General features: G+C 60.8%; 15 protein-coding genes. 9 read left to right on the forward strand and 6 right to left on the reverse strand.

Features of this window, described 5'->3' with window-relative positions:
- The first annotated feature begins 349 nt into the window (after window positions 1-349).
- From PH552_RS15525 to PH552_RS15540, 4 genes are all read left to right on the forward strand, one after another.
- A complete protein-coding gene (locus PH552_RS15525) occupies window positions 350-1,873 on the forward strand; it encodes an ABC-F family ATP-binding cassette domain-containing protein (RefSeq protein ID WP_112340656.1) in 1,524 nt (507 codons plus the stop codon).
- Window positions 1,874-2,128: 255 nt separating this feature from the next.
- Window positions 2,129-4,318 carry an anthranilate synthase gene (locus PH552_RS15530; protein ID WP_112340657.1) on the forward strand — a complete coding sequence of 730 codons (2,190 nt, stop codon included), beginning with the start codon at window positions 2,129-2,131 and terminating at the stop codon, window positions 4,316-4,318.
- Between the two features lie 128 nt (window positions 4,319-4,446).
- The gene (locus tag PH552_RS15535; RefSeq protein ID WP_285166082.1) at window positions 4,447-5,190 is read left to right on the forward strand and encodes a TIGR02117 family protein; all 744 of its coding nucleotides are present in this window, start codon (window positions 4,447-4,449) and stop codon (window positions 5,188-5,190) included.
- Window positions 5,191-5,276: 86 nt separating this feature from the next.
- A complete protein-coding gene (locus PH552_RS15540) occupies window positions 5,277-5,912 on the forward strand; it encodes a glyoxalase superfamily protein (protein WP_112340659.1) in 636 nt (211 codons plus the stop codon).
- A 39-nt stretch (window positions 5,913-5,951) separates the two neighbouring features.
- Here PH552_RS15540 and bluB read toward each other — a convergent pair whose 3' ends face one another.
- Window positions 5,952-6,692, reverse strand: a complete 741-nt coding sequence (gene bluB, locus PH552_RS15545; RefSeq protein ID WP_245430258.1) for a 5,6-dimethylbenzimidazole synthase — start codon at window positions 6,690-6,692, stop codon at window positions 5,952-5,954.
- A 403-nt stretch (window positions 6,693-7,095) separates the two neighbouring features.
- On the opposite strand from bluB, the gene PH552_RS15550 reads away from it, so the two are divergent.
- Both PH552_RS15550 and queF read left to right on the forward strand, forming a co-directional pair.
- On the forward strand, window positions 7,096-8,010 hold the full coding sequence (locus PH552_RS15550; RefSeq protein ID WP_112340660.1) for a cation diffusion facilitator family transporter: 915 nt from the start codon (window positions 7,096-7,098) through the stop codon (window positions 8,008-8,010).
- Window positions 8,011-8,012: 2 nt separating this feature from the next.
- On the forward strand, window positions 8,013-8,477 hold the full coding sequence (gene queF, locus PH552_RS15555; protein ID WP_015340658.1) for a preQ(1) synthase: 465 nt from the start codon (window positions 8,013-8,015) through the stop codon (window positions 8,475-8,477).
- Window positions 8,478-8,536: 59 nt separating this feature from the next.
- Here queF and PH552_RS15560 read toward each other — a convergent pair whose 3' ends face one another.
- Window positions 8,537-9,349 (reverse strand): DUF2076 domain-containing protein, encoded by an 813-nt coding sequence (locus tag PH552_RS15560; RefSeq protein ID WP_112340661.1) that lies wholly within the window; start codon window positions 9,347-9,349, stop codon window positions 8,537-8,539.
- Window positions 9,350-9,580: 231 nt separating this feature from the next.
- Here PH552_RS15560 and PH552_RS15565 point away from each other — a divergent pair, with 231 nt between their 5' ends.
- Window positions 9,581-10,168, forward strand: coding sequence for an ATP-dependent Clp protease proteolytic subunit (locus tag PH552_RS15565; protein ID WP_112340662.1), 588 nt, complete (start codon window positions 9,581-9,583; stop codon window positions 10,166-10,168).
- A 222-nt stretch (window positions 10,169-10,390) separates the two neighbouring features.
- On the opposite strand, the gene PH552_RS15570 is transcribed toward PH552_RS15565, so the two are convergent.
- From PH552_RS15570 to PH552_RS15580, 3 genes are read right to left on the reverse strand one after another with little or no spacing between them, the layout of a single operon-like run.
- A complete protein-coding gene (locus PH552_RS15570) occupies window positions 10,391-10,774 on the reverse strand; it encodes a VOC family protein (RefSeq protein ID WP_112340663.1) in 384 nt (127 codons plus the stop codon).
- Window positions 10,740-11,930 carry an MFS transporter gene (locus tag PH552_RS15575; protein ID WP_112340730.1) on the reverse strand — a complete coding sequence of 397 codons (1,191 nt, stop codon included), beginning with the start codon at window positions 11,928-11,930 and terminating at the stop codon, window positions 10,740-10,742. The genes PH552_RS15570 and PH552_RS15575 overlap by 35 nt, the downstream gene beginning before the upstream one ends.
- Window positions 11,931-11,952: 22 nt before the next feature.
- Window positions 11,953-12,738 (reverse strand): DeoR/GlpR family DNA-binding transcription regulator, encoded by a 786-nt coding sequence (locus PH552_RS15580; protein ID WP_113251079.1) that lies wholly within the window; start codon window positions 12,736-12,738, stop codon window positions 11,953-11,955.
- A 198-nt stretch (window positions 12,739-12,936) separates the two neighbouring features.
- Between PH552_RS15580 and PH552_RS15585 the strand changes: the two genes are divergently transcribed.
- Together PH552_RS15585 and leuA are read left to right on the forward strand one after the other, a co-directional pair.
- Window positions 12,937-14,121, forward strand: coding sequence for a benzoate/H(+) symporter BenE family transporter (locus PH552_RS15585; protein ID WP_113251080.1), 1,185 nt, complete (start codon window positions 12,937-12,939; stop codon window positions 14,119-14,121).
- A 327-nt stretch (window positions 14,122-14,448) separates the two neighbouring features.
- Window positions 14,449-16,155: a 2-isopropylmalate synthase gene (gene leuA / locus PH552_RS15590; protein WP_113251081.1), complete on the forward strand. Its 1,707-nt coding sequence runs from the start codon at window positions 14,449-14,451 to the stop codon at window positions 16,153-16,155.
- A 66-nt stretch (window positions 16,156-16,221) separates the two neighbouring features.
- Here the strand turns inward: leuA and PH552_RS15595 are convergent, their stop codons facing one another.
- Complete coding sequence (locus PH552_RS15595; RefSeq protein ID WP_113251082.1) at window positions 16,222-18,066, reverse strand: ABC transporter ATP-binding protein; 1,845 nt, start codon at window positions 18,064-18,066, stop codon at window positions 16,222-16,224.
- Window positions 18,067-18,231 lie beyond the last annotated feature (165 nt).

Below are 18,231 nucleotides of genomic sequence, written 5' to 3' on the forward strand. Positions count from 1 at the left end.
CATCGGGCGATCTGCGCAATTGTAAATGGCAGCGTTCGATGCTATTCGAACAATGCAGTCTTTAACCGTCGAGAAAAGAGAGGAGGACCGTATGACCAAGATAGTCTGGCATATTCGCCAGTTCGGTCCGACTCGTGCCCTGCAGATGCGTTTGCAGGGCTGATCAGAGGCTGTTTCTCACTCATTCCTTCTGGTCTGCCCTTGGGGCGACGCGAGCCTGCGCAACCGCGCGGCTGCGTCATGACATGTTTTCGAGCATTGGCCTGTTTGGGCCATCGGCATTGGCGTAGCGCGGCAAAAGGAGCCGCCGGCGATGTCTTGAGATGCTCGATCGAGACCGGAAAAGACCATGACTCTGATCAATCTTCGCAATCTGGGCGTCACCATGAGTGCGCCGTTGTTTTCCAATCTCAACTTCACTGTGGATGCCGGCGATCGCGTCGGCATCGTTGCTGCGAATGGACGCGGGAAGACCACGCTGCTCAACTGCATCACGGGCAGGCAAGAGCCGACCACGGGCGAGATCACCCGCGCCCGGGGCTTGCGCGTCGGCTATGTCGAACAGAATGTGCCGGCGAACCTGCTGGATGTCTCCTTCTATGAGGCAGTCCTGCGCGCTTTGCCCAAGGAGCAGGTCGCGAGCGAGGGCTGGCGTGTCGACGTCACTCTCGATTCACTCGATGTGCCTGATGCGATGCGGGAGAGGACGTTGGCTCAGCTCAGCGGGGGCTGGCAGCGGCTTGCCATGCTTGCACGCGTATGGGTAACCGAGCCCGACGTGCTGCTGCTGGATGAACCGACCAACCATCTCGATCTCGCCAAGATCGCGCTGCTGGAGGATTGGTTGAATGCCTTGCCGCGCGACGTGCCCGTCATCATCGCCAGCCACGACCGCGCCTTCCTCGATGCCGTCTGCGATCGCACTTTGTTCCTGCGTCAGGATCAGTCGCAAACCTATGCGCTGCCCTATAGCCGGGCGCGTGCGGCGCTGGACGAAGTCGATGCCTCGGATGAGCGGCGTTACCAGAAGGAGATGAAGACGGCGCAGCAACTGCGCAAGCAGGCGGCCAAGCTCTATAATCTCGGTGTCAATTCCGGCAGCGATCTCCTGACGGTGAAGACGAAACAGCTGAAGGCGCGGGCGGAGAAGCTGGAGGACAGCGCCAGACCGGGCTACCGCGAGCGTTCCTCCGGCTCGATCAAGCTCGTCAATCGAGGCATCCATGCCAAGGTGCTGCTGACGCTGGAGGATGTCGCGGTGACCACGCCCGACGGTACGCTGCTGTTCAAGACGGGCCAGCAGTGGATTTGTCAGGGTGATCGCATCGTGCTGCTCGGGCAGAATGGCGCCGGCAAGACGCGGTTCGTGGAGATGATCCGCAGGGCGATCGCCGATCCGTCTGTCGGTGGCGCAATCAAGCCGACGCCGTCTCTGGTGCTGGGTTACAGCGATCAGGCGCTCTCCAATCTCGGCCAGAAGGACACGCCGCTCGGCATGATCACACGCCTGTTCGAGCTCGGCGAGCAGCGTGCCCGCACGCTGCTGGTCGGCGTCGGAATCAACATCGACATGCAGGGCAAAGAGATCGGCCGTCTGTCCGGCGGGCAGAAGGCACGGCTTGCCATGCTGGCGCTGCGGTTGACCAATCCCAACTTCTACCTGCTCGACGAGCCGACCAACCATCTGGATATCGACGGCCAGGAGGCGTTGGAGGGCGAGCTGACGGCGAATGAGGCGAGCTGCCTTCTCGTCTCGCATGACCGTAGTTTCGTGCGATCGGTCGGCAACCGGTTCTGGCTGATCGACCGGAAGCGGTTGGTCGAAGTGGATGGCCCGGAGGAGTTCTTCGAGGCGGCGAGAGTGCAGGAATGAGAGAAGGATGGGCGGAGGCGAAAAATCGTTTCTGCCCATTCTCCAAGATTGCGGCTTGCGTATCCCCTCATCTCACGCTAACAATTCCCGCCATGACCACGTCCTTGAACAACATTGCAGTTTGGTGGTGGGCACGCTGAGGCGGCCTCGACCAATCGTGTTCAAAGACGACGAGTGAGCCGCCCGAGATTTCGAGGCGGCTTTTTTGTTATATTGGCCGCCTGTCATCCGGGCCCGACAACGGAGTGAGGAACAATGGTAACGATCCTTCGGGATGATGGTGCGGAAATCTACGAGACGAAGGGCGGCATCACCGTCACCCGGCAGCGCCGGCCGACGCCCTATGCGGATGCCGTATCGTCTTACATCGATAAGCTCGATGAGCGCCGCGGCGCGGTATTTTCGTCGAACTACGAATATCCCGGCCGCTATACACGCTGGGATACCGCCATCGTCGACCCGCCGCTCGGCCTGTCCTGCAACGGGCGCGATGTCTGGATCGAAGCCTATAACGAGCGCGGCGAAGTCATCCTCGGCTTTATCGCTGAGAAGCTGAAGACCGTTTCCGAAGTGGTGCTTGGCACCTCGACGCCGCGCCGGCTCGATCTCACGGTCAAGACGCCGGATCGCGTTTTCACCGAGGAAGAGCGCTCGAAGATGCCGACGGTCTTCACCGTGCTGCGCGCCGTGACCGATCTATTCTATTCCCAGGCCGATGCCAGCATCGGCTTCTACGGCGCCTTCGGCTATGATCTCGCCTTCCAGTTCGACGCGATCGATCTGAAGCTCAAGCGCCCGGACGACCAGCGCGACATGGTGCTCTACCTGCCGGACGAAATCCTGGTGGTGGATAACTATTCCGCCAAGGCCTGGATCGATCGCTACGACTTCGCCAAAGGCGACGTATCGACGGAAGGCAAGTCGGGCGAGATTGCGCCAGAGCCGTTCCGGCACACCGATGCCATTCCGCCGAAGAGCGATCATCGCCCCGGCGAATATGCCGAACTGGTGGTCAAGGCGAAGGAGAGCTTCCGCAAGGGCGACCTCTTCGAAGTGGTGCCCGGCCAGAAGTTCATGGAGCGCTGTGAGAGCAAGCCATCCGATATTTCCAAACGCCTGAAGGCGATCAATCCGTCGCCCTATTCCTTCTTCATCAATCTCGGCAATCAGGAATATCTCGTCGGCGCTTCGCCTGAAATGTTCGTGCGCGTATCCGGCCGCCGCATTGAGACCTGCCCGATTTCGGGAACGATCAAGCGCGGCGACGATCCGATCGCCGACAGCGAGCAGATCCTGAAACTGCTGAATTCCAAGAAGGACGAGTCGGAACTCACCATGTGCTCCGACGTCGACCGCAACGACAAGAGCCGCGTCTGCGAGCCGGGTTCGGTCAAGGTCATCGGCCGCCGGCAGATCGAGATGTATTCGCGCCTCATCCACACGGTCGACCATATCGAGGGCCGTCTGCGTGACGATATGGACGCCTTCGACGGCTTCCTCAGCCACGCCTGGGCCGTCACCGTCACCGGCGCGCCGAAGCTCTGGGCCATGCGCTTCATCGAGAGCCACGAGAAGAGCCCGCGCGCCTGGTACGGCGGCGCGATCGGCATGGTGGGCTTCAATGGCGACATGAACACCGGTCTGACGCTACGCACCGTTCGCATCAGGGACGGCATTGCCGAGGTGCGGGCCGGCGCGACGCTGCTCAACGACTCGATCCCCGAGGAAGAAGAAGCCGAAACCGAACTGAAGGCCTCCGCCATGCTTTCCGCCATCCGTGATGCCAAGACCGGCAATTCCGGCAAACAGCAACGCGACGTCGCTTCCGTCGGCAAGGGCGTGAAGATCCTGCTCGTCGATCACGAGGACAGCTTCGTCCATACGCTCGCCAATTATTTCCGCCAGACGGGCGCGACGGTGTCTACCGTGCGTACGCCGGTGCCGGAAGAAGTCTTCGACCGGCTCGATCCGGATCTCATCGTGCTGTCGCCAGGACCTGGCAATCCGAAGGATTTCGATTGCAAGGCGACCATCAAGAAGGCGAGGGCGCGCAACCTGCCGATCTTCGGCGTCTGCCTGGGCCTGCAGGCGCTGGCCGAAGCCTATGGCGGCGAGCTGCGTCATCTGGCGATCCCGATGCACGGCAAGCCTTCGCGCATCCGCGTGCTGGAGCCGGGTCTCGTCTTCTCCGGTCTTGGCCGCGAAGTGACGGTCGGTCGCTACCACTCGATCTTTGCCGATCCGTCGAGCCTGCCGCGCGACTTCATGATCACGGCCGAGAGCGAAGACGGCACGATCATGGGCATCGAGCATGTGAAGGAGCCGATCGCGGCCGTGCAGTTCCACCCGGAATCGATCATGACGCTCGGCGGCGATGCCGGCATGCGGATGATCGAGAATGTCGTGGCGCATCTGGCGCGGCGGGCGAAGACGAAGGCCGCCTGAGGCCAGCGTTTAGAGCGCAGAATTTGCTAGCCCCATGCACTCGGAAAAAGTGCATGGGGCTATTTTTATGCCTTGAAAGAGCCAACAAACCGCTGAAGAAATTCAGTATTGCAGGGGGCTTTCAGTCGGTGATCTCAAGAATATTCAAGGGCGTTTTCTTCTCCGTTCTTGCCGTCGTGCTCCTTGTCGGTCTCGGCATCGTCGCGCCGCGTCCGCTCTGGTATGACCAACCGGGTGCGCGCAGCGAGCGCTCACAACAAATCCTCGTGCTCAGCAACCCCATCCATACGGATATTGCCATTCCCGTTGATGGCGATCTTCTCACGCGTTTCGCCTTCCTGCGGTCGGCCGGGCTGGATCTCGGCAATCCCAACCTGCGCTATCTCATTTTCGGCTGGGGCGGCCGAAGCTTCTATACGGAAACGCGCACATGGGCCGATTTGAAGGCGGGTCCCGTCTTGAAGAGCTTTGCGTTCGACCGTTCCGTCATTCATGCGGAGCTGGCGGGCGATATCCCGCTGGACGCGCCTGCTGTGACGGTCATCGACATCGATGCCGAAGGTCTTGAGCGGCTCAAGCAATTCGTTCTCGCCAGCTTTGATCGCTCCGATAGCAATCCGATACCCCTGCCTGGCAGCAACTATGGGCCAAACGATGCGTTCTTCGAAGCGCGGGGTTATTTCAACGCGCTGATGGGATGCAATACCTGGACGGCTGCCGCGCTGAGGCAGGCGGGCTTGACCTCCGGTCTCTGGACGTCATTGCCTTGGATGCTGCGAATGTCCTTGCGGCTGCATAATGACGACGAACGCTTTGCGGCAAGCCATACTTTGCCTTTGAGGCGGTTTGACTTGCTTCAGGTTGTATCCTAGTCTTTTCGTCGTTCCTGTGGGGCACATCGGCATCGGGCCGAAAGGGCTAGGCCTGCCCGCTGATATCACTCAGCAGGAGTCTGTCCATGCCAACCCTCGATACCTACCGTAAACAAGCCAAGCTGTTGATGCGCTGGCACCGAGAGCGCGACTATTCCATTGGTGGAAGAGTGCGAATGCTCGATCGTTTCAAGGCGCTGACGGATCGCGAGATCCTGGCGATGAAATTCCCCTTATCGTTAGCGCAGGAGATCGTCGCGGTCGAAGCGGGCCACAGGAGCTGGGCGGAATTGAAGTCCGTTGCAGCGGACGCCCCGAAGATGCCGGCTGCTGCAGCGGAGCCGCCGGTTTTCAAGAGCATCGTTCCCATCCTTTTCGTGCGGGATGTGGCTGCGAGTGCGGCCTTCTTCAGGGAGAAGCTGGGCTTCTTCGAGGACTTCCTGCATGGGTCGCCGCCGTTCTATGGGGCGGTGTCGCGCGACGGCATCTGCATCCACTTGCGGCTTGTCTATGAGCCCTATTTTGCTGCGGCGGCGGCAAAGGAGGGGGCACTCATTCTGGCTTCTATCGAAGTTTCGAATGTCCAGGGATTGTTCGAAGAGTTCAAGGCTAGGGGCGTTGATTTCGCGCAGCCGCTGACCAAGCAGGCATGGGGTGGCACCGATTTTCATGTGCGCGATCCGGATGGCAACGTGTTCTCGTTTGTCGCGTTCCGATCGTAACGCTTTGAGCCGTCGAGGGTTGCCGCGGAGCGGCGGCCCTCACATGTCCTCGCAATTCTGCCAGCCTTCCTCGAAGACAAGCTTGTCGAGCGGCAGGCGATCACGCCATCCCTTCACGGCGAGTTCCGGCATGTCATAGAGTTCGTCGACATAGCCGACGCAGAGCCAGGCGACGATCTTCACATGCTCGGGAATGCCGAGGATCACCTTGATGGCATCCTCATGGAAGATGCTGACCCAGCCGATACCGACGCCCTCGGCCCTTGCGGCAAGCCAGAGATTCTGGACGGCGCAGACGGTCGAATAGACATCGGTGTCCGGATTATGCGTGCGTCCGAGCACGACGGGGCCGCCGCGCCTGGTGTCGCAGGTGATGCAGATGCTGAGCGGCGCCTTGCGGATGCCTTCCAGTTTCAGTCGCTGATACTGCGCGCGACGATCACCCTCGAACATCGCGCAGGCTTCCTCATTGGCCTGATGGAAGGCCTGCCATACGCGCTCGCGCGTTTCTGGCTGACGGATCAGGATGAAGTTCCATGGCTGCATGAATCCGACCGACGGTGCCGAATGGGCAGCCTGGAGCAAGCGCCTGACGAGATCGTCAGGAAGGGGATCGGGCCGGAACTGGTCGCGCACGTCGCGCCGCGTCTCGATGGCACGATAAACGGCGCTGCGCTCCTCTTCAGAGAATGCGCCGGCTGCAACCAGATGCTCCGAAGCGCTGGCATGGATGTCAGCAGTGAGAGGTGAGGCGTCGGCAGCGTTTTCAATGGAGGGCATATTCAACCATGGTTTCATAAGGAGCGACGGTTCATCGGCGGTACCGGAACCTTGCACATCAGGCTGAGGCCCAGCTTAGTGCGCAATCGCGGACGAAATTACCAGCATGATTTTCCACAGGCGAGCGTGTAATCGGCTTCCTGTTGTCACGGAACGGCGGCTTGCGCCAAATCTTGCTCATGCTTCGGCCTGCATTACAAGAGCGCGCTTCGTTCCAGTCGTGCGGTGGGGGCGAATTGTCGTGCGGAAAATGGCGACCACCTTTGACAAACTCGGCATTGTGTCGCATATGGACCGTCAATAAGCCGCCTGCGCGAAATTCGCGCGGGCGGTTTTGCATTTCAACGGCGCCTTTCTTGCAATTCATTCGCATGAGCAGGCGTGGGGACATTTGGAGACGGGCATGAACAGTCAGGGAAACGATACGATCAGGCGGCTCGCCCTCTGGGGTATCCCGCTGTCGCTCGGCGTCATGGGACTGAAGATGCTGGCCTGGTGGCTGACAGGCTCGGTGGCGCTCCTGTCCGACGGGCTTGAATCGCTCGTCAACGTCGTCGCTGCCTTCATCGCCTTCTTCGTCATCCGCTACGCGCAGAAGCCGGCAGACCACGATCATCCCTTCGGGCATCACAAGGCGGAATATCTCTCTGCCGTTACCGAAGGGGTGATGATCGTCGTTGCGGCGCTGATGATCGTGCAGGAAGCGGTCGGGCATCTCGGCAATCCGCAGCCGATGCAGGCGCCTGTGCTCGGTCTCGCCATCAACTTCGTCGCCGGCGTCATTAACGGCGCCTGGGCCCTGACCTTGATCCGAGCCGGAAGGACGCACCGCTCGCCGGCATTGACGGCGGACGGCCAGCACATCATGTCCGATGTCTATACCTCCATCGGCGTGCTGATCGGCCTGTTGCTGGCACTCGGCACCGGTCAGCCGATCTTCGACCCTGTGCTTGCCATTCTCGTCGCCATCAACATTCTCTACCAGGGCTGGAAGGTCATCTCCAGTTCCATCGATGGACTTATGGACAAGGCCGTGCTGCCGGAGGAAGAGGAGATCATCAAGGATGCGATCGCCAAGAATGCCGAGGGGTCGCTCGGCGTTCATGATCTCAAGACGCGCAGGGCAGGGGCCGTGACCTTCGTCGATTTCCACATGGTCGTGCCCGCCGCCATGCCGGTGCGGGAGGCGCATCGAATCTGCGATCGCCTTGAAGATGCCATACGGGCGATCCATGCGGGCGCCGAAATAGCCATTCATGTGGAGCCGGAGGGCGAGAAGGCCCATGGTATCCGCGTTAAAGTGATCAAGGAGACTTAAAGATGCCCAAGACCGATGTGTCCGGCCTGTCGATGCTCGGCAATCAGACGGAAACCGCCAGCAATCCGGAAGAGGCCGTTCTGGAGAAGGTGCCGTCCGGCCATGCCGGCACCGATTACGTCGTGCGCTTCACCGCGCCCGAATTCACCTCGCTTTGCCCGATGACGGGACAGCCCGATTTTGCCCATATCGTCATCGACTACATTCCGAACGAATGGCTGGTGGAATCGAAGTCGCTGAAGCTTTTCCTGCATTCCTTCCGCAATCACGGCGCGTTCCACGAGGATTGCTCGATCTATATCGCCAAGCGCCTGGTGGATCTGCTGCAGCCGAAGTGGCTGCGCATCGGCGCCTACTGGTATCCGCGCGGCGGCATTCCGATCGACGTCTTCTGGCAGACAGGCAAGCCGCCGGAGGGCGTCTGGTTGCCGGATCAGGGTGTGCAGCCATATCGCGGCCGAGGCTGAATGAAAAAGCCGTCATCCGGGGATGGCGGCTTTTCTGCTAGATTCGATGAGGCTGCGGCTCAGGCGAATGAGTTGTCGTCGCCATCGTCATAGGACGAGTCATCATAATCATCGTCCTGAGCGTCTTGGGCAGCGTCCTGGGCGTAATCGGCCGCGCTCTGATCATTCTGATCGCTATTGTCGTCATTGCCGAAATAGTTGTTGTTGATGATCGTTTCCTGCACCGGCTGTTCGGCCGCATTGGCCGCCGTGCCGCCGAAGAGACCGCTGCCGGCATTGCCGCCAAAGAGGCCGCCGCCAGTCCCGCCCAGATGCGGGCTGAAGAGGCTGGAGAGCGATTCCGCCAGCATTACGCCACCCGCGACGCCGGCTGCCGTGCCAAGCGCACCGCGCAGGAAGCTGCCGCCAGCCGAAGGCGCGGCTGCCTGCTGGCTCCACGGGCCTGACGGCTGTGGTTGCGGCTGGCCAGCCCAAGGGCCGGACTGAGGCGCATTGCGGGCATAATCGTCATAGAGGCGGCCCTGCTGCTGCGGATTGCCGCCCTGTGGAGCTACGGCGCGCTGCTGCTGGCCGCCGCCGAAGAGCGAGCCGATCCCGCCGAGGAAACCGCCGCTCTGGCCCTGCGGGTGATTGTCGGCGCCCTGCTGCTCGAGTTCATGCACACGGGCCTCGAGCTGCTGGATGCGGTCAGCCGCAGCCTTCATGCCCTGTTCCTGCATGATGACGGCCTGCGCCAGGAAATAGGGCGCATAGGGCTGGTCGCGGACCGCCTGGTTGATAAAGGCCTCCGCGTCGGCGTCGCGCTGCGTGCTGGCCGCACCGCGCACGCGATCGAAGAGAGAGGCAAGCAATTGACGTTCTTCTGGCGACATGATGGCCTCCTTGGCTATCCGTGCTGTAAATTCGGGGCGCGATCTCTAACCGCGCTGACCTGACGTAGGATCAAATCTCGGCTTTTCAAAGCCATTCAAGTTACATTTCGGTAATCCGCAACCATAACACCATGTTGTCAGCCGCTATTCCCGCCTTGTCTTTTTCCGGCATTGTTTTACGCATTGAGTCGCACTATGTGCGGTGAACGACGCATCATGCTGGAGAGTTGAATGAACGACGAAGACGAACAGGAAGACAAGAAGACCGAGCAGCCCTTGGGCAAGGACGCGGAGGCGAATCTTTTCAAGTCGCGTTCGATCTTCATCTATGGCGGCATCACGCAGGAACTGGCGCAGAAGGTCTGCTCCCAGCTCGTGGCGCTTTCCGCTGCCAGCGACGATGATATCCGCATCTATGTGAACTCGCCCGGCGGCCACGTCGAGTCAGGCGATTCCATCCACGACATGATCAAGTTCATCAAGCCGAAGGTCTGGATGATCGGTACGGGCTGGGTCGCCTCTGCCGGAGCGCTGATTTACGTCTCCGCTCCCAAGGAGCGCCGTATTTGCCTGCCGAACACGCGCTTCCTGCTGCACCAACCGTCCGGTGGCACGCGCGGCATGGCCTCCGACATCGAGATCCAGGCACGCGAAATCATCAAGATGAACGAGCGCCTGAACAAGATCTTCTCGGAAGCCACCGGCCAGCCGATCGAAAAGATCGCCAAGGACACGGACCGCGACTACTGGCTCTCCGCCGAGGAAGCCAAGGCTTATGGCCTGGTCTCGCGCATCGTGACCTCGCAGGCAGAAATCTGATCTAGCGGGTTTTGCTCGATTGAATTGAGCGCCCTCGCTAGCCGGAAGGCTGGCGGGGGCTTTGTTTTGAGGTGGCGGGATTGCGTTCGCTTCGACCGAAGAGAAAGAGCTGGCAGCGAGAGAGCCGCCGCCAGCCTTCGCCACCAGGAGATTGCAACGTTTCCAGGGGCGGCGAATTGGAGTGCTTGAGCTGCGAACCCTGCGGAATTGGCCGACCACTGCCTAAGCGGTGATCTCGACCGGCGTTCCGTCCGGCATCGCGATGACGGCCTCGTAGAAGCCGTCTCCTGTCATGCGGGGCGCGGATTTCAGACAGCCGTCCGTCCGGCATCGCTCGGCCAATGCATCGACGAATGTCCGATCTCCAAGCGACACGGCGATATGATCCCAGCCGATGCGCTCATCCGGCCTACCGGCAGCAAGCCAGGGACCGGTCATCAGCTCGATCTGATCGCCCCTTCCGGGTAGATGGACGAAACGGGAGACGAAGCCAGGCCGTCGCTGGCTTCGATAGGGTTCGCCGACGGTTGCACCGAAATAGGTTTCCCAGAAATTCGCGGCGGCATCGAGATCATGCGTCCATAGAGCGGTATGAGCGATCCGCATCTGTCTCTCCCTGTGCCTGTTCGTGATTGCGGGTAACGATGCCGGCGCAAAGCGGGGTGACGCAGAGCAATAGAGCGAGCATCCAGAAGGCACCGTGCAGGCCAAGATGATCCGCCGCGAAACCGACGCCGGCGGGGCCGACGAGCACGCCCGCATATCCCGTCATGGTGATGGCCGCGACGGCAAGGCCCGGCGGCATGATCTTTTGCGCGCCGCCCATGCGGAAGAGCACCGGAACGATGTTGGAGGCGCCAAGACCGATCAGCAGGAAACCGCTCATGGCGAGGATCGCGATCGGGCTGAGGAGGAGGATGACAAAGCCCACTACCGCGACGATGCCGCCCCATAGCATGATTGCCCTGTCTCCGACCCGTGCGGTAATGGCGTCGCCGCTCAGGCGGCCCGCCGTCATCGCAATCGCAAACAGCATGTAGCCAAGGCCGCCATGACTCGTATCGACCTGGCCCTGCGTGGTGAGAAGCAGAGCACTCCAATCGAGGATCGCGCCTTCGACGAGGAAGGTGATTGCTGCCAGCGCGGCCAGCAGCAGCACGACGCCGCGTGGCATGACGAAAAGCGGCGCGTCCTCCGCGGGGACGGTTCGCAGCAGTCGGGGCCATGCGACAATCATGGCGATCACCATAACTGCCGAGCTGAGAAACGTTGCGGCAAGAGGACCGGCCTTGGCGGAGAGGAGCAGGGTGACGAGCAGGGAACCTATGAAGCCGCCGATGCTGAACAAGGCATGGAAGCCGGACATCAGCGGCCGGTCCGCGCCTTTCTCCACTTCGACGGCGTGAATGTTCATGGCGACATCAAGCGATCCAAGGCAGGCGCCGAAAGCCGCCAGCGCAAGGCCGAGTGTAAACGGCGTGCCGGCCATGGCCAAGGTCGGCAAGAGAAGTGCGAGACCAAGACCGCCCGCGATGATGATCGGCTTGCTGCCATATCGCGCGCTCAACATGCCGGTCGCAAGCATTGCCGCGACCGAACCGAGGCCAAGGCAAAGCAGCAGCATGCCCAGCACGCCGTCATCGACCCCGAGACGAGCCTTGGCGAAGGGGACGAGGGGAGCCCAGCAGGCGAGCGCGAAGCCCCCAACCAGAAAAGCAAGTCGTGTTGCCAGCCGGGTTTCCGGCCGATCCGTGGATTGCATGGTCATTTCTTATCTTTCAAAATCAGGAGGATGACGTGACTTCGCTTGCCTTCACGAGCGAGAAGCCGGCGTCGGCGACCGCCTTTTCATCAGCGACAGGCAGGTCATCCTCGACAACAAGCCAATCGATATCGTCAGCGCCGCCGATGCGGTGCGGCGCGCGTTCGTGAAACTTCTCCGAGGTGATCAACGCGATTCGTGCTGCGCTTCTCTTGAGCAGCGTCCGTTTGAAGATCGCATCTGCATGTTCGTACACGCTGATGCCGTTTCTTGCCGAAACGGCGCAGACACCCAGGAAGCAGCGATCGATGTTCATGGCTTCGATGGCTGCTACCGCGGATGCATCGACGCTGCCGCCGACAACAGGATCGACCGCGCCACCGATCAGGACGAGCGGGATATCGCCGCGCTTCATGACGGCGCTGGCGATATCGATGGAGTTCGTCGCGATCGTCACGTCCAGGTTCTTCGGCAAAAGATCGACCATTGCGAGATTGGTGCTGCCGCTGTCGATGAACAGGAATTCGCCAGGTTCGATCATTGCGACCGCGGCCTTGGCCAAGGCTCTCTTGCGGCCGGATTCCTGCCCGACGCGTACGGCCATGGGCTGCGAGGGCGTTAGCAAGGGAAGCGCGCCGCCATAGACGCGGCGACATTTGCCCTCTGCGGCAAGTGCCCGCAGATCGCGGCGGACGGCGTCCTCGGACACGTTGAACTCGGCGGCCAGAGATGCGGCGATGATCTGCCGGCCTTCTGCAAGCCGTGCTTCGATGACGTCCCGGCGAGACAATGGGAGTGAATTGTTCATAAATTTGCATTAACGTGCATAAATAAGAGAGTCAATATGCGCGTTTATACACGATGTGACTCGTCGACGATATATTCCGCGAGCGATTTTGCTTACCGACACTGTCATTTTGCGCGAAAACAGCACTTGCACGCCCGATGCTTGTGATGCTCCATGCGCTTCAGTTGATCCTTCTGCGCTCCTCGAGTCTCCATCGCCATGCTCAAAGATTTTTCCGTTCAAAGCCTGTTCATGGGATGCCTCACGGCCTTCGTCGGCTTTGCCAGTTCCTTCGCTGTCGTCTTTCATGGCCTGCAGGTGGTGGGCGCCTCGGATGTGCAGGCAGCGTCCGGTCTGACGGCGCTTTCGGTTGCGATGGGCGTTTGCGCAATCGTGCTCAGCATGGCGACGAGGCTGCCGATCAGCATTGCCTGGTCCACACCGGGAGCCGCATTGCTCGCAAGTGCGGGGGCGATCGAAGGCGGCTTCCCGGTGGCTGTCGGTGCGTTTTTCATTTGCGGCATATTGATCGTCATTGCCGGCCTTTTTCGGCCTTTTGGCAGGGCGGTCGCCTCCATACCGGCGCCGCTTGCCAATGCCATGCTGGCGGGTGTCCTGCTCGGCCTTTGTTTCGCGCCCGTGAAGGCGATCGCCTTCAATCCGGCCTTCGGCTTGCCGATCATCCTTGCCTGGATCGTGGTCGGCTCGTTCAAGCGGCTTTGGGCCGTTCCGGCAGCGCTTGCGGCCTTTGCCCTGGTGCTGGCCTTTGGCGTGAAGATACCGGATGGTGCCTTCGCCTCGCTCGAGCATTCGTTGTTGCCTACCGTCGAATTCGTGAAGCCGGTCTTTACGCTTGCCGGTATCGTGTCCATCGCGCTGCCGCTGTTCATCGTGACCATGGCGTCACAGAACATTCCAGGCATCGCGGTGCTGAAGGTGCATGATTACGAGCCGAAACCCGGCCCGCTGTTTGCCGTGACCGGCGTGTTCTCGCTGCTTGCCGTTCCCTTCGGCGGCCATGCCGTCAATCTCGCGGCGATCACGGCCGCCATGTGCGCCGGACAGGACGCTCATGCCGATCCCAAGCGGCGTTATTGGGCAGCGATTGTCGCCGGTATCGGCTATGTGATCCTCGGATTGCTGGCGAGCGCGGTTACGGCTTTCGTGGCGCTCGCGCCGCCGATCCTCATCGAGGCTGTGGCCGGCCTGGCCCTTGTCGGGGCGCTTTCCAATTCCGCCTTGAACGCCTTCCAGCAGCCGGAATCACGCGAAGCCGCCGCCATCACGTTTTTGGTGACGGCATCGGGCGTTTCCTTCGGCGGCATCTCCGGCGCCTTCTGGGGGCTGGTCGCCGGTGGGCTGATGCTGGCCCTGTCGCGTGGGGTGCAGATGCTGAAGAAGTGAGCAGGGGGTTGCTTCTTTTTGATCCGGCGGCTATAAGCGCGGCCATGAAGTTGACTGGCGCAAAGATTTCCGAACAGATTGCACGTGGGCGCGTTGCCCTGCGTGACAATACGCGCGCCCTTACCTCGCTTCTCCTCCTCGGCCTTACGCGCGGTTGCCGGGTCCTTTGAGGAGCGCCCGGCGGCCGAAAGCCCGCTGGCCATCGCTCCTCGCGACTTACCCTAAAATCGACAGCTTACCCGCAAAGGGTCCGCATTTGTCATCGCCAAGCCGCATCCGATCGGCTAAGACGCGGGATAAAATGACGGGAAAGGAAGAGACGAGACCATGGACGCGAACAGCCATTCCCCCAAAGGCATGCCCGAAGCAGCGGTGAAATACCGCGCCTATCCCCAGATCAACATTCCCGACCGGACCTGGCCGTCCAAGACCATTACCAAGGCGCCGATCTGGTGCTCGGTCGATCTGCGCGACGGTAACCAGGCGCTTGTCGATCCGATGGGTCACGACCGCAAGGCGCGCATGTTCCAGCTGTTGCTGGATATGGGATTCAAGGAAATCGAGATCGGCTTCCCCTCGGCTTCGCAGACCGATTTCGATTTCGCCCGCTGGTGCATCGAACAGGGCAATGTGCCCGCTGATGTGTCGCTGCAGGTTCTCGTCCAATGCCGTCCGGAATTGATCACCCGCACCTTCGAGGCCCTGGAAGGCGCCAACAAGCCGATCGTGCATTTCTACAATTCCACCAGCGAATTGCAGCGCCGCGTGGTATTTGCCAAGGACGTGCAGGGCATCAAGCAGATCGCCGTCGATGCGGCCAAGATGATCACCGATATGGCGGCGAAGGCAGGCGGCGGCTATCGCTTCGAATATTCGCCGGAGAGCTTCACCGGCACCGAGCTGGACGTGGCTTTGGAGATCTGCAACGCCGTTATCGATGTCGTGAAGCCGACGCCTGACAACAAGCTGATCATCAATCTGCCGTCGACCGTCGAAATGGCGACGCCGAACATCTATGCCGACCAGATCGAATGGATGTGCCGCAATCTCGATAACAGAGAGAACCTGATCATTTCGCTGCATCCGCACAATGACCGCGGCACGGGCATCGCCGCCGCCGAGCTGGCCTTGATGGCCGGCGCCGATCGTGTCGAAGGCACGCTGTTCGGCAATGGCGAGCGTACTGGCAATGTCGATGTCGTGACCATGGCATTGAACATGTTCACGCAGGGCGTCGATCCGGAGCTGGATTGCTCCAACATCGAGCGCATGAAAGAAGTTTATGAATATTCCAACCAGATGGCGATCGGCGAGCGTCACCCTTACGTCGGCGAGCTGGTCTATACGGCCTTTTCCGGTTCGCATCAGGATGCGATCAATAAGGGCATGAAGGCCGCCAAGGTCGCCAACGACCCGGTGTGGGAAGTGCCTTACCTGCCAATCGATCCGCAGGATGTCGGCCGCACTTATGAGGCAATCATCCGCATCAACTCGCAGTCCGGCAAGGGCGGCATTGCCTATATCATGCAGCAGGACTACGGCTTGAACCTGCCGCGCAATCTCCAGGTGGAATATCGCGAGGAGATCCAGCGCATCACCGACGAGGAAGGCAAGGAATTGCCGTCCAAGCGCATCTACGAGCATTTCATCGAACGCTATGTGACGCAGCCCGAAGCGCCGCTCCGCTTCGTCGACCACCACACCTTCGCCGATCCCGAGCACAAGGGGCAGCGTATCGTTGCGGCCGAAATCACCGACAAGGGCGAAGTGAAGCGCATCGAGGGCAGGGGTAACGGCCCGATCGACGGCTTCATCAATGCGCTCTCGATCTATCTCGGCATCCCGATGTCCGTCGAGGATTACTCCGAGCACTCGTTACAGCACGGCTCCAATGCTGCGGCGATCTCCTATGTCGAAGTCTCCTATCCGGGCGGCAAGCTCTTCGGTGCCGGCATCAACACCAATATCGTCGCAGCGTCCCTCGAGGCGATCGTATCGGCGGCGAACCGCGTGCTCGCCATCAAGTCGGCGTAAGGCTCTGGCAGGATTACAGTTGATTTGAGAAGCCCCCTCGTTGTAGAGGGGGCCTTTTGTTGCGTATCAGTCGGCTGCCGACTCGTCGCCCTCGATGAAGCCGCCGGATTGGTGCGACCACAGCGTTGCGTAGATACCGTTTTGGGCGATCAGCTCCGCATGCGTGCCGTCCTCGACGATGCGGCCTTGGTCGAGCACGACGATGCGGTCCATGCGCGCGATGGTCGACAGGCGATGCGCGATGGCGATCACGGTCTTGTCTTCCATGATCCCATAGAGCGTATCCTGGATTTCGGCTTCGACTTCGGAATCGAGGGCAGATGTTGCCTCGTCCAGCACCAGGATCGGGGCGTCCTTGAGGATGGCGCGGGCAATTGCGACCCGTTGCCTCTGACCGCCCGACAGCTGGACGCCGCGTTCGCCGGCATGGGCATCGAAGCCGGTTCTTCCCTCCTGATCCCGCAGGCCCGCGATGAAATCGCTGGCAGCGGCCTTCTCGGCCGCAGCGAGAACCACATCCTCCGAAAAGTGGGGATTGCCATGGGCGATGTTATCGCGAATGGAGCGGTGAAGGAGCGATGCCTCCTGGCCGACCACGGCAATCTGCCGGCGAAGGCTATCCTGCGTTACCTGCCGAATATCCTGCCCATCGATCTCGATGATGCCTGATTCCGGATCGAAGAAGCGCAACAACAGGTTGACCAGGGTCGATTTGCCGGTGCCGGAGCGACCGACAAGGCCGACCTTCTGGCCCGCCGCAATTCGAAGCGAAACGCCGTCGAGCCCGCCATCTCCCTTGCCGTAGTGATGCGTGATTTGCCGGAAGACGATCTCACCCTTGGTGACGGCAAGCGGCTTGGCGTCCGGCATATCGGCAATCGCAAGCGGCTGCGAGACGGTCAGCAGTGATTGCCGCATGGCGCCGAGATGGGCAAAAAGCGACGACACCGCGTCCAGCATCCATTCGGCCATGCCGGTTATGCGGAAGCTTAAGGCGAGCGATGCCGCGATCAGTCCTAGCGGTGCGCCGCCGGACTGCCACAGCACGACCGCATAGCCGACGAGCGCGACGATGAGGAAGCTGCCGAGAAACAGCATGCTCGAATTGACAAGCACTTCCAGCCTCTGCACCCGGACGAATGTTTCTCGCGTTTGAGAGAAACGACGACGGGCTTCCTTGTCTTCCGCCATGGCATCGGCAAAAAGCTTGATGAGGTCGATATTGGCATAGCTGTCGACCAGCATGCCCGTCAGCTGGGCATAGGCTCCCTGGTACTGTGCGGAAGCCTTCTGCAGGCGAGGGATGACATAGGCCATCAGTCCGAGATAGCAGAGGAGCCAGATGGCGAGGGGCCAGATCAGGCGCGGGTCGATCGAGGCCATCAGCCAGAGCGAGCCGGCCACATAGATCGTGACGAAAGACAGCGTGTGCAGCACGGCATAGGCGGCGCCTGTTGCCGCCGTACCGATGTCACGCACCTGGCTGGCGATCCGCCCGGAAAAATCCTGACGAAACCAGCCGACGGATTGCCGAAGGACGTGGCTATGGGCGCGCCAACGAAACAAGGTCTCGGCATTCGGCCGAAATGCGATGTCATCCAGGCTTTCGCGGAGATAGCCGGCAAGCGGCCGTCCGATCAGCACAAGTGCGGCCGCAGCAAGCAGGCCCCACCCTTCGGACGTCCAGAAATCCTCCCGGCGAGCGGCGGCCAGATTGTCCACCAGCCGGCTGGAATAGCCGATAAGCCAGATCTCGATGACAGCGCCGATGACAGTCAGGCCGAGGCTCATCGCCATGACTGTGCGAAACGGGCGAAGGTTGGTTAGGAGATAGCGCCAGGCCTTGGATGATGGTTGCGGCTCATCATGATCCTGGAACGGATCGACAAGCTCTTCGAAGCGACGAAACATGAGGGCCCTCCGCGGGCGAACATAGCAATCTGATGGTCGGGCCAATAAAGCAGCCCTTCACGGCACTGCTTTTCAGCGGTGGTTTCCTGTGCCGTGGTTTTTCATCAGAGTGCTCTCCTCATTGATCGCTACAACCTACATAGCGTGTATTGGCGCCGATGTCAG

This window comes from Rhizobium aureum (genome assembly GCF_030182495.1).
GTDB lineage: Bacteria > Pseudomonadota > Alphaproteobacteria > Rhizobiales > Rhizobiaceae > Rhizobium > Rhizobium tropici_C.

Coding starts and splice junctions, on each gene's coding strand:
- PH552_RS15525 (WP_112340656.1), top strand. CDS start 350: ATGACTCTGATCAATCTTCGCAATCTGGGCGTCACCATGAGTGCGCCG.
- PH552_RS15530 (WP_112340657.1), top strand. CDS start 2,129: ATGGTAACGATCCTTCGGGATGATGGTGCGGAAATCTACGAGACGAAG.
- PH552_RS15540 (WP_112340659.1), top strand. CDS start 5,277: ATGCCAACCCTCGATACCTACCGTAAACAAGCCAAGCTGTTGATGCGC.
- bluB (WP_245430258.1), bottom strand. CDS start 6,692: ATGCCCTCCATTGAAAACGCTGCCGACGCCTCACCTCTCACTGCTGAC.
- PH552_RS15550 (WP_112340660.1), top strand. CDS start 7,096: ATGAACAGTCAGGGAAACGATACGATCAGGCGGCTCGCCCTCTGGGGT.
- queF (WP_015340658.1), top strand. CDS start 8,013: ATGCCCAAGACCGATGTGTCCGGCCTGTCGATGCTCGGCAATCAGACG.
- PH552_RS15560 (WP_112340661.1), bottom strand. CDS start 9,349: ATGTCGCCAGAAGAACGTCAATTGCTTGCCTCTCTCTTCGATCGCGTG.
- PH552_RS15565 (WP_112340662.1), top strand. CDS start 9,581: ATGAACGACGAAGACGAACAGGAAGACAAGAAGACCGAGCAGCCCTTG.
- PH552_RS15570 (WP_112340663.1), bottom strand. CDS start 10,774: ATGCGGATCGCTCATACCGCTCTATGGACGCATGATCTCGATGCCGCC.
- PH552_RS15575 (WP_112340730.1), bottom strand. CDS start 11,930: ATGCAATCCACGGATCGGCCGGAAACCCGGCTGGCAACACGACTTGCT.
- PH552_RS15580 (WP_113251079.1), bottom strand. CDS start 12,738: ATGAACAATTCACTCCCATTGTCTCGCCGGGACGTCATCGAAGCACGG.
- PH552_RS15585 (WP_113251080.1), top strand. CDS start 12,937: ATGCTCAAAGATTTTTCCGTTCAAAGCCTGTTCATGGGATGCCTCACG.
- leuA (WP_113251081.1), top strand. CDS start 14,449: ATGGACGCGAACAGCCATTCCCCCAAAGGCATGCCCGAAGCAGCGGTG.
- PH552_RS15595 (WP_113251082.1), bottom strand. CDS start 18,066: ATGTTTCGTCGCTTCGAAGAGCTTGTCGATCCGTTCCAGGATCATGAT.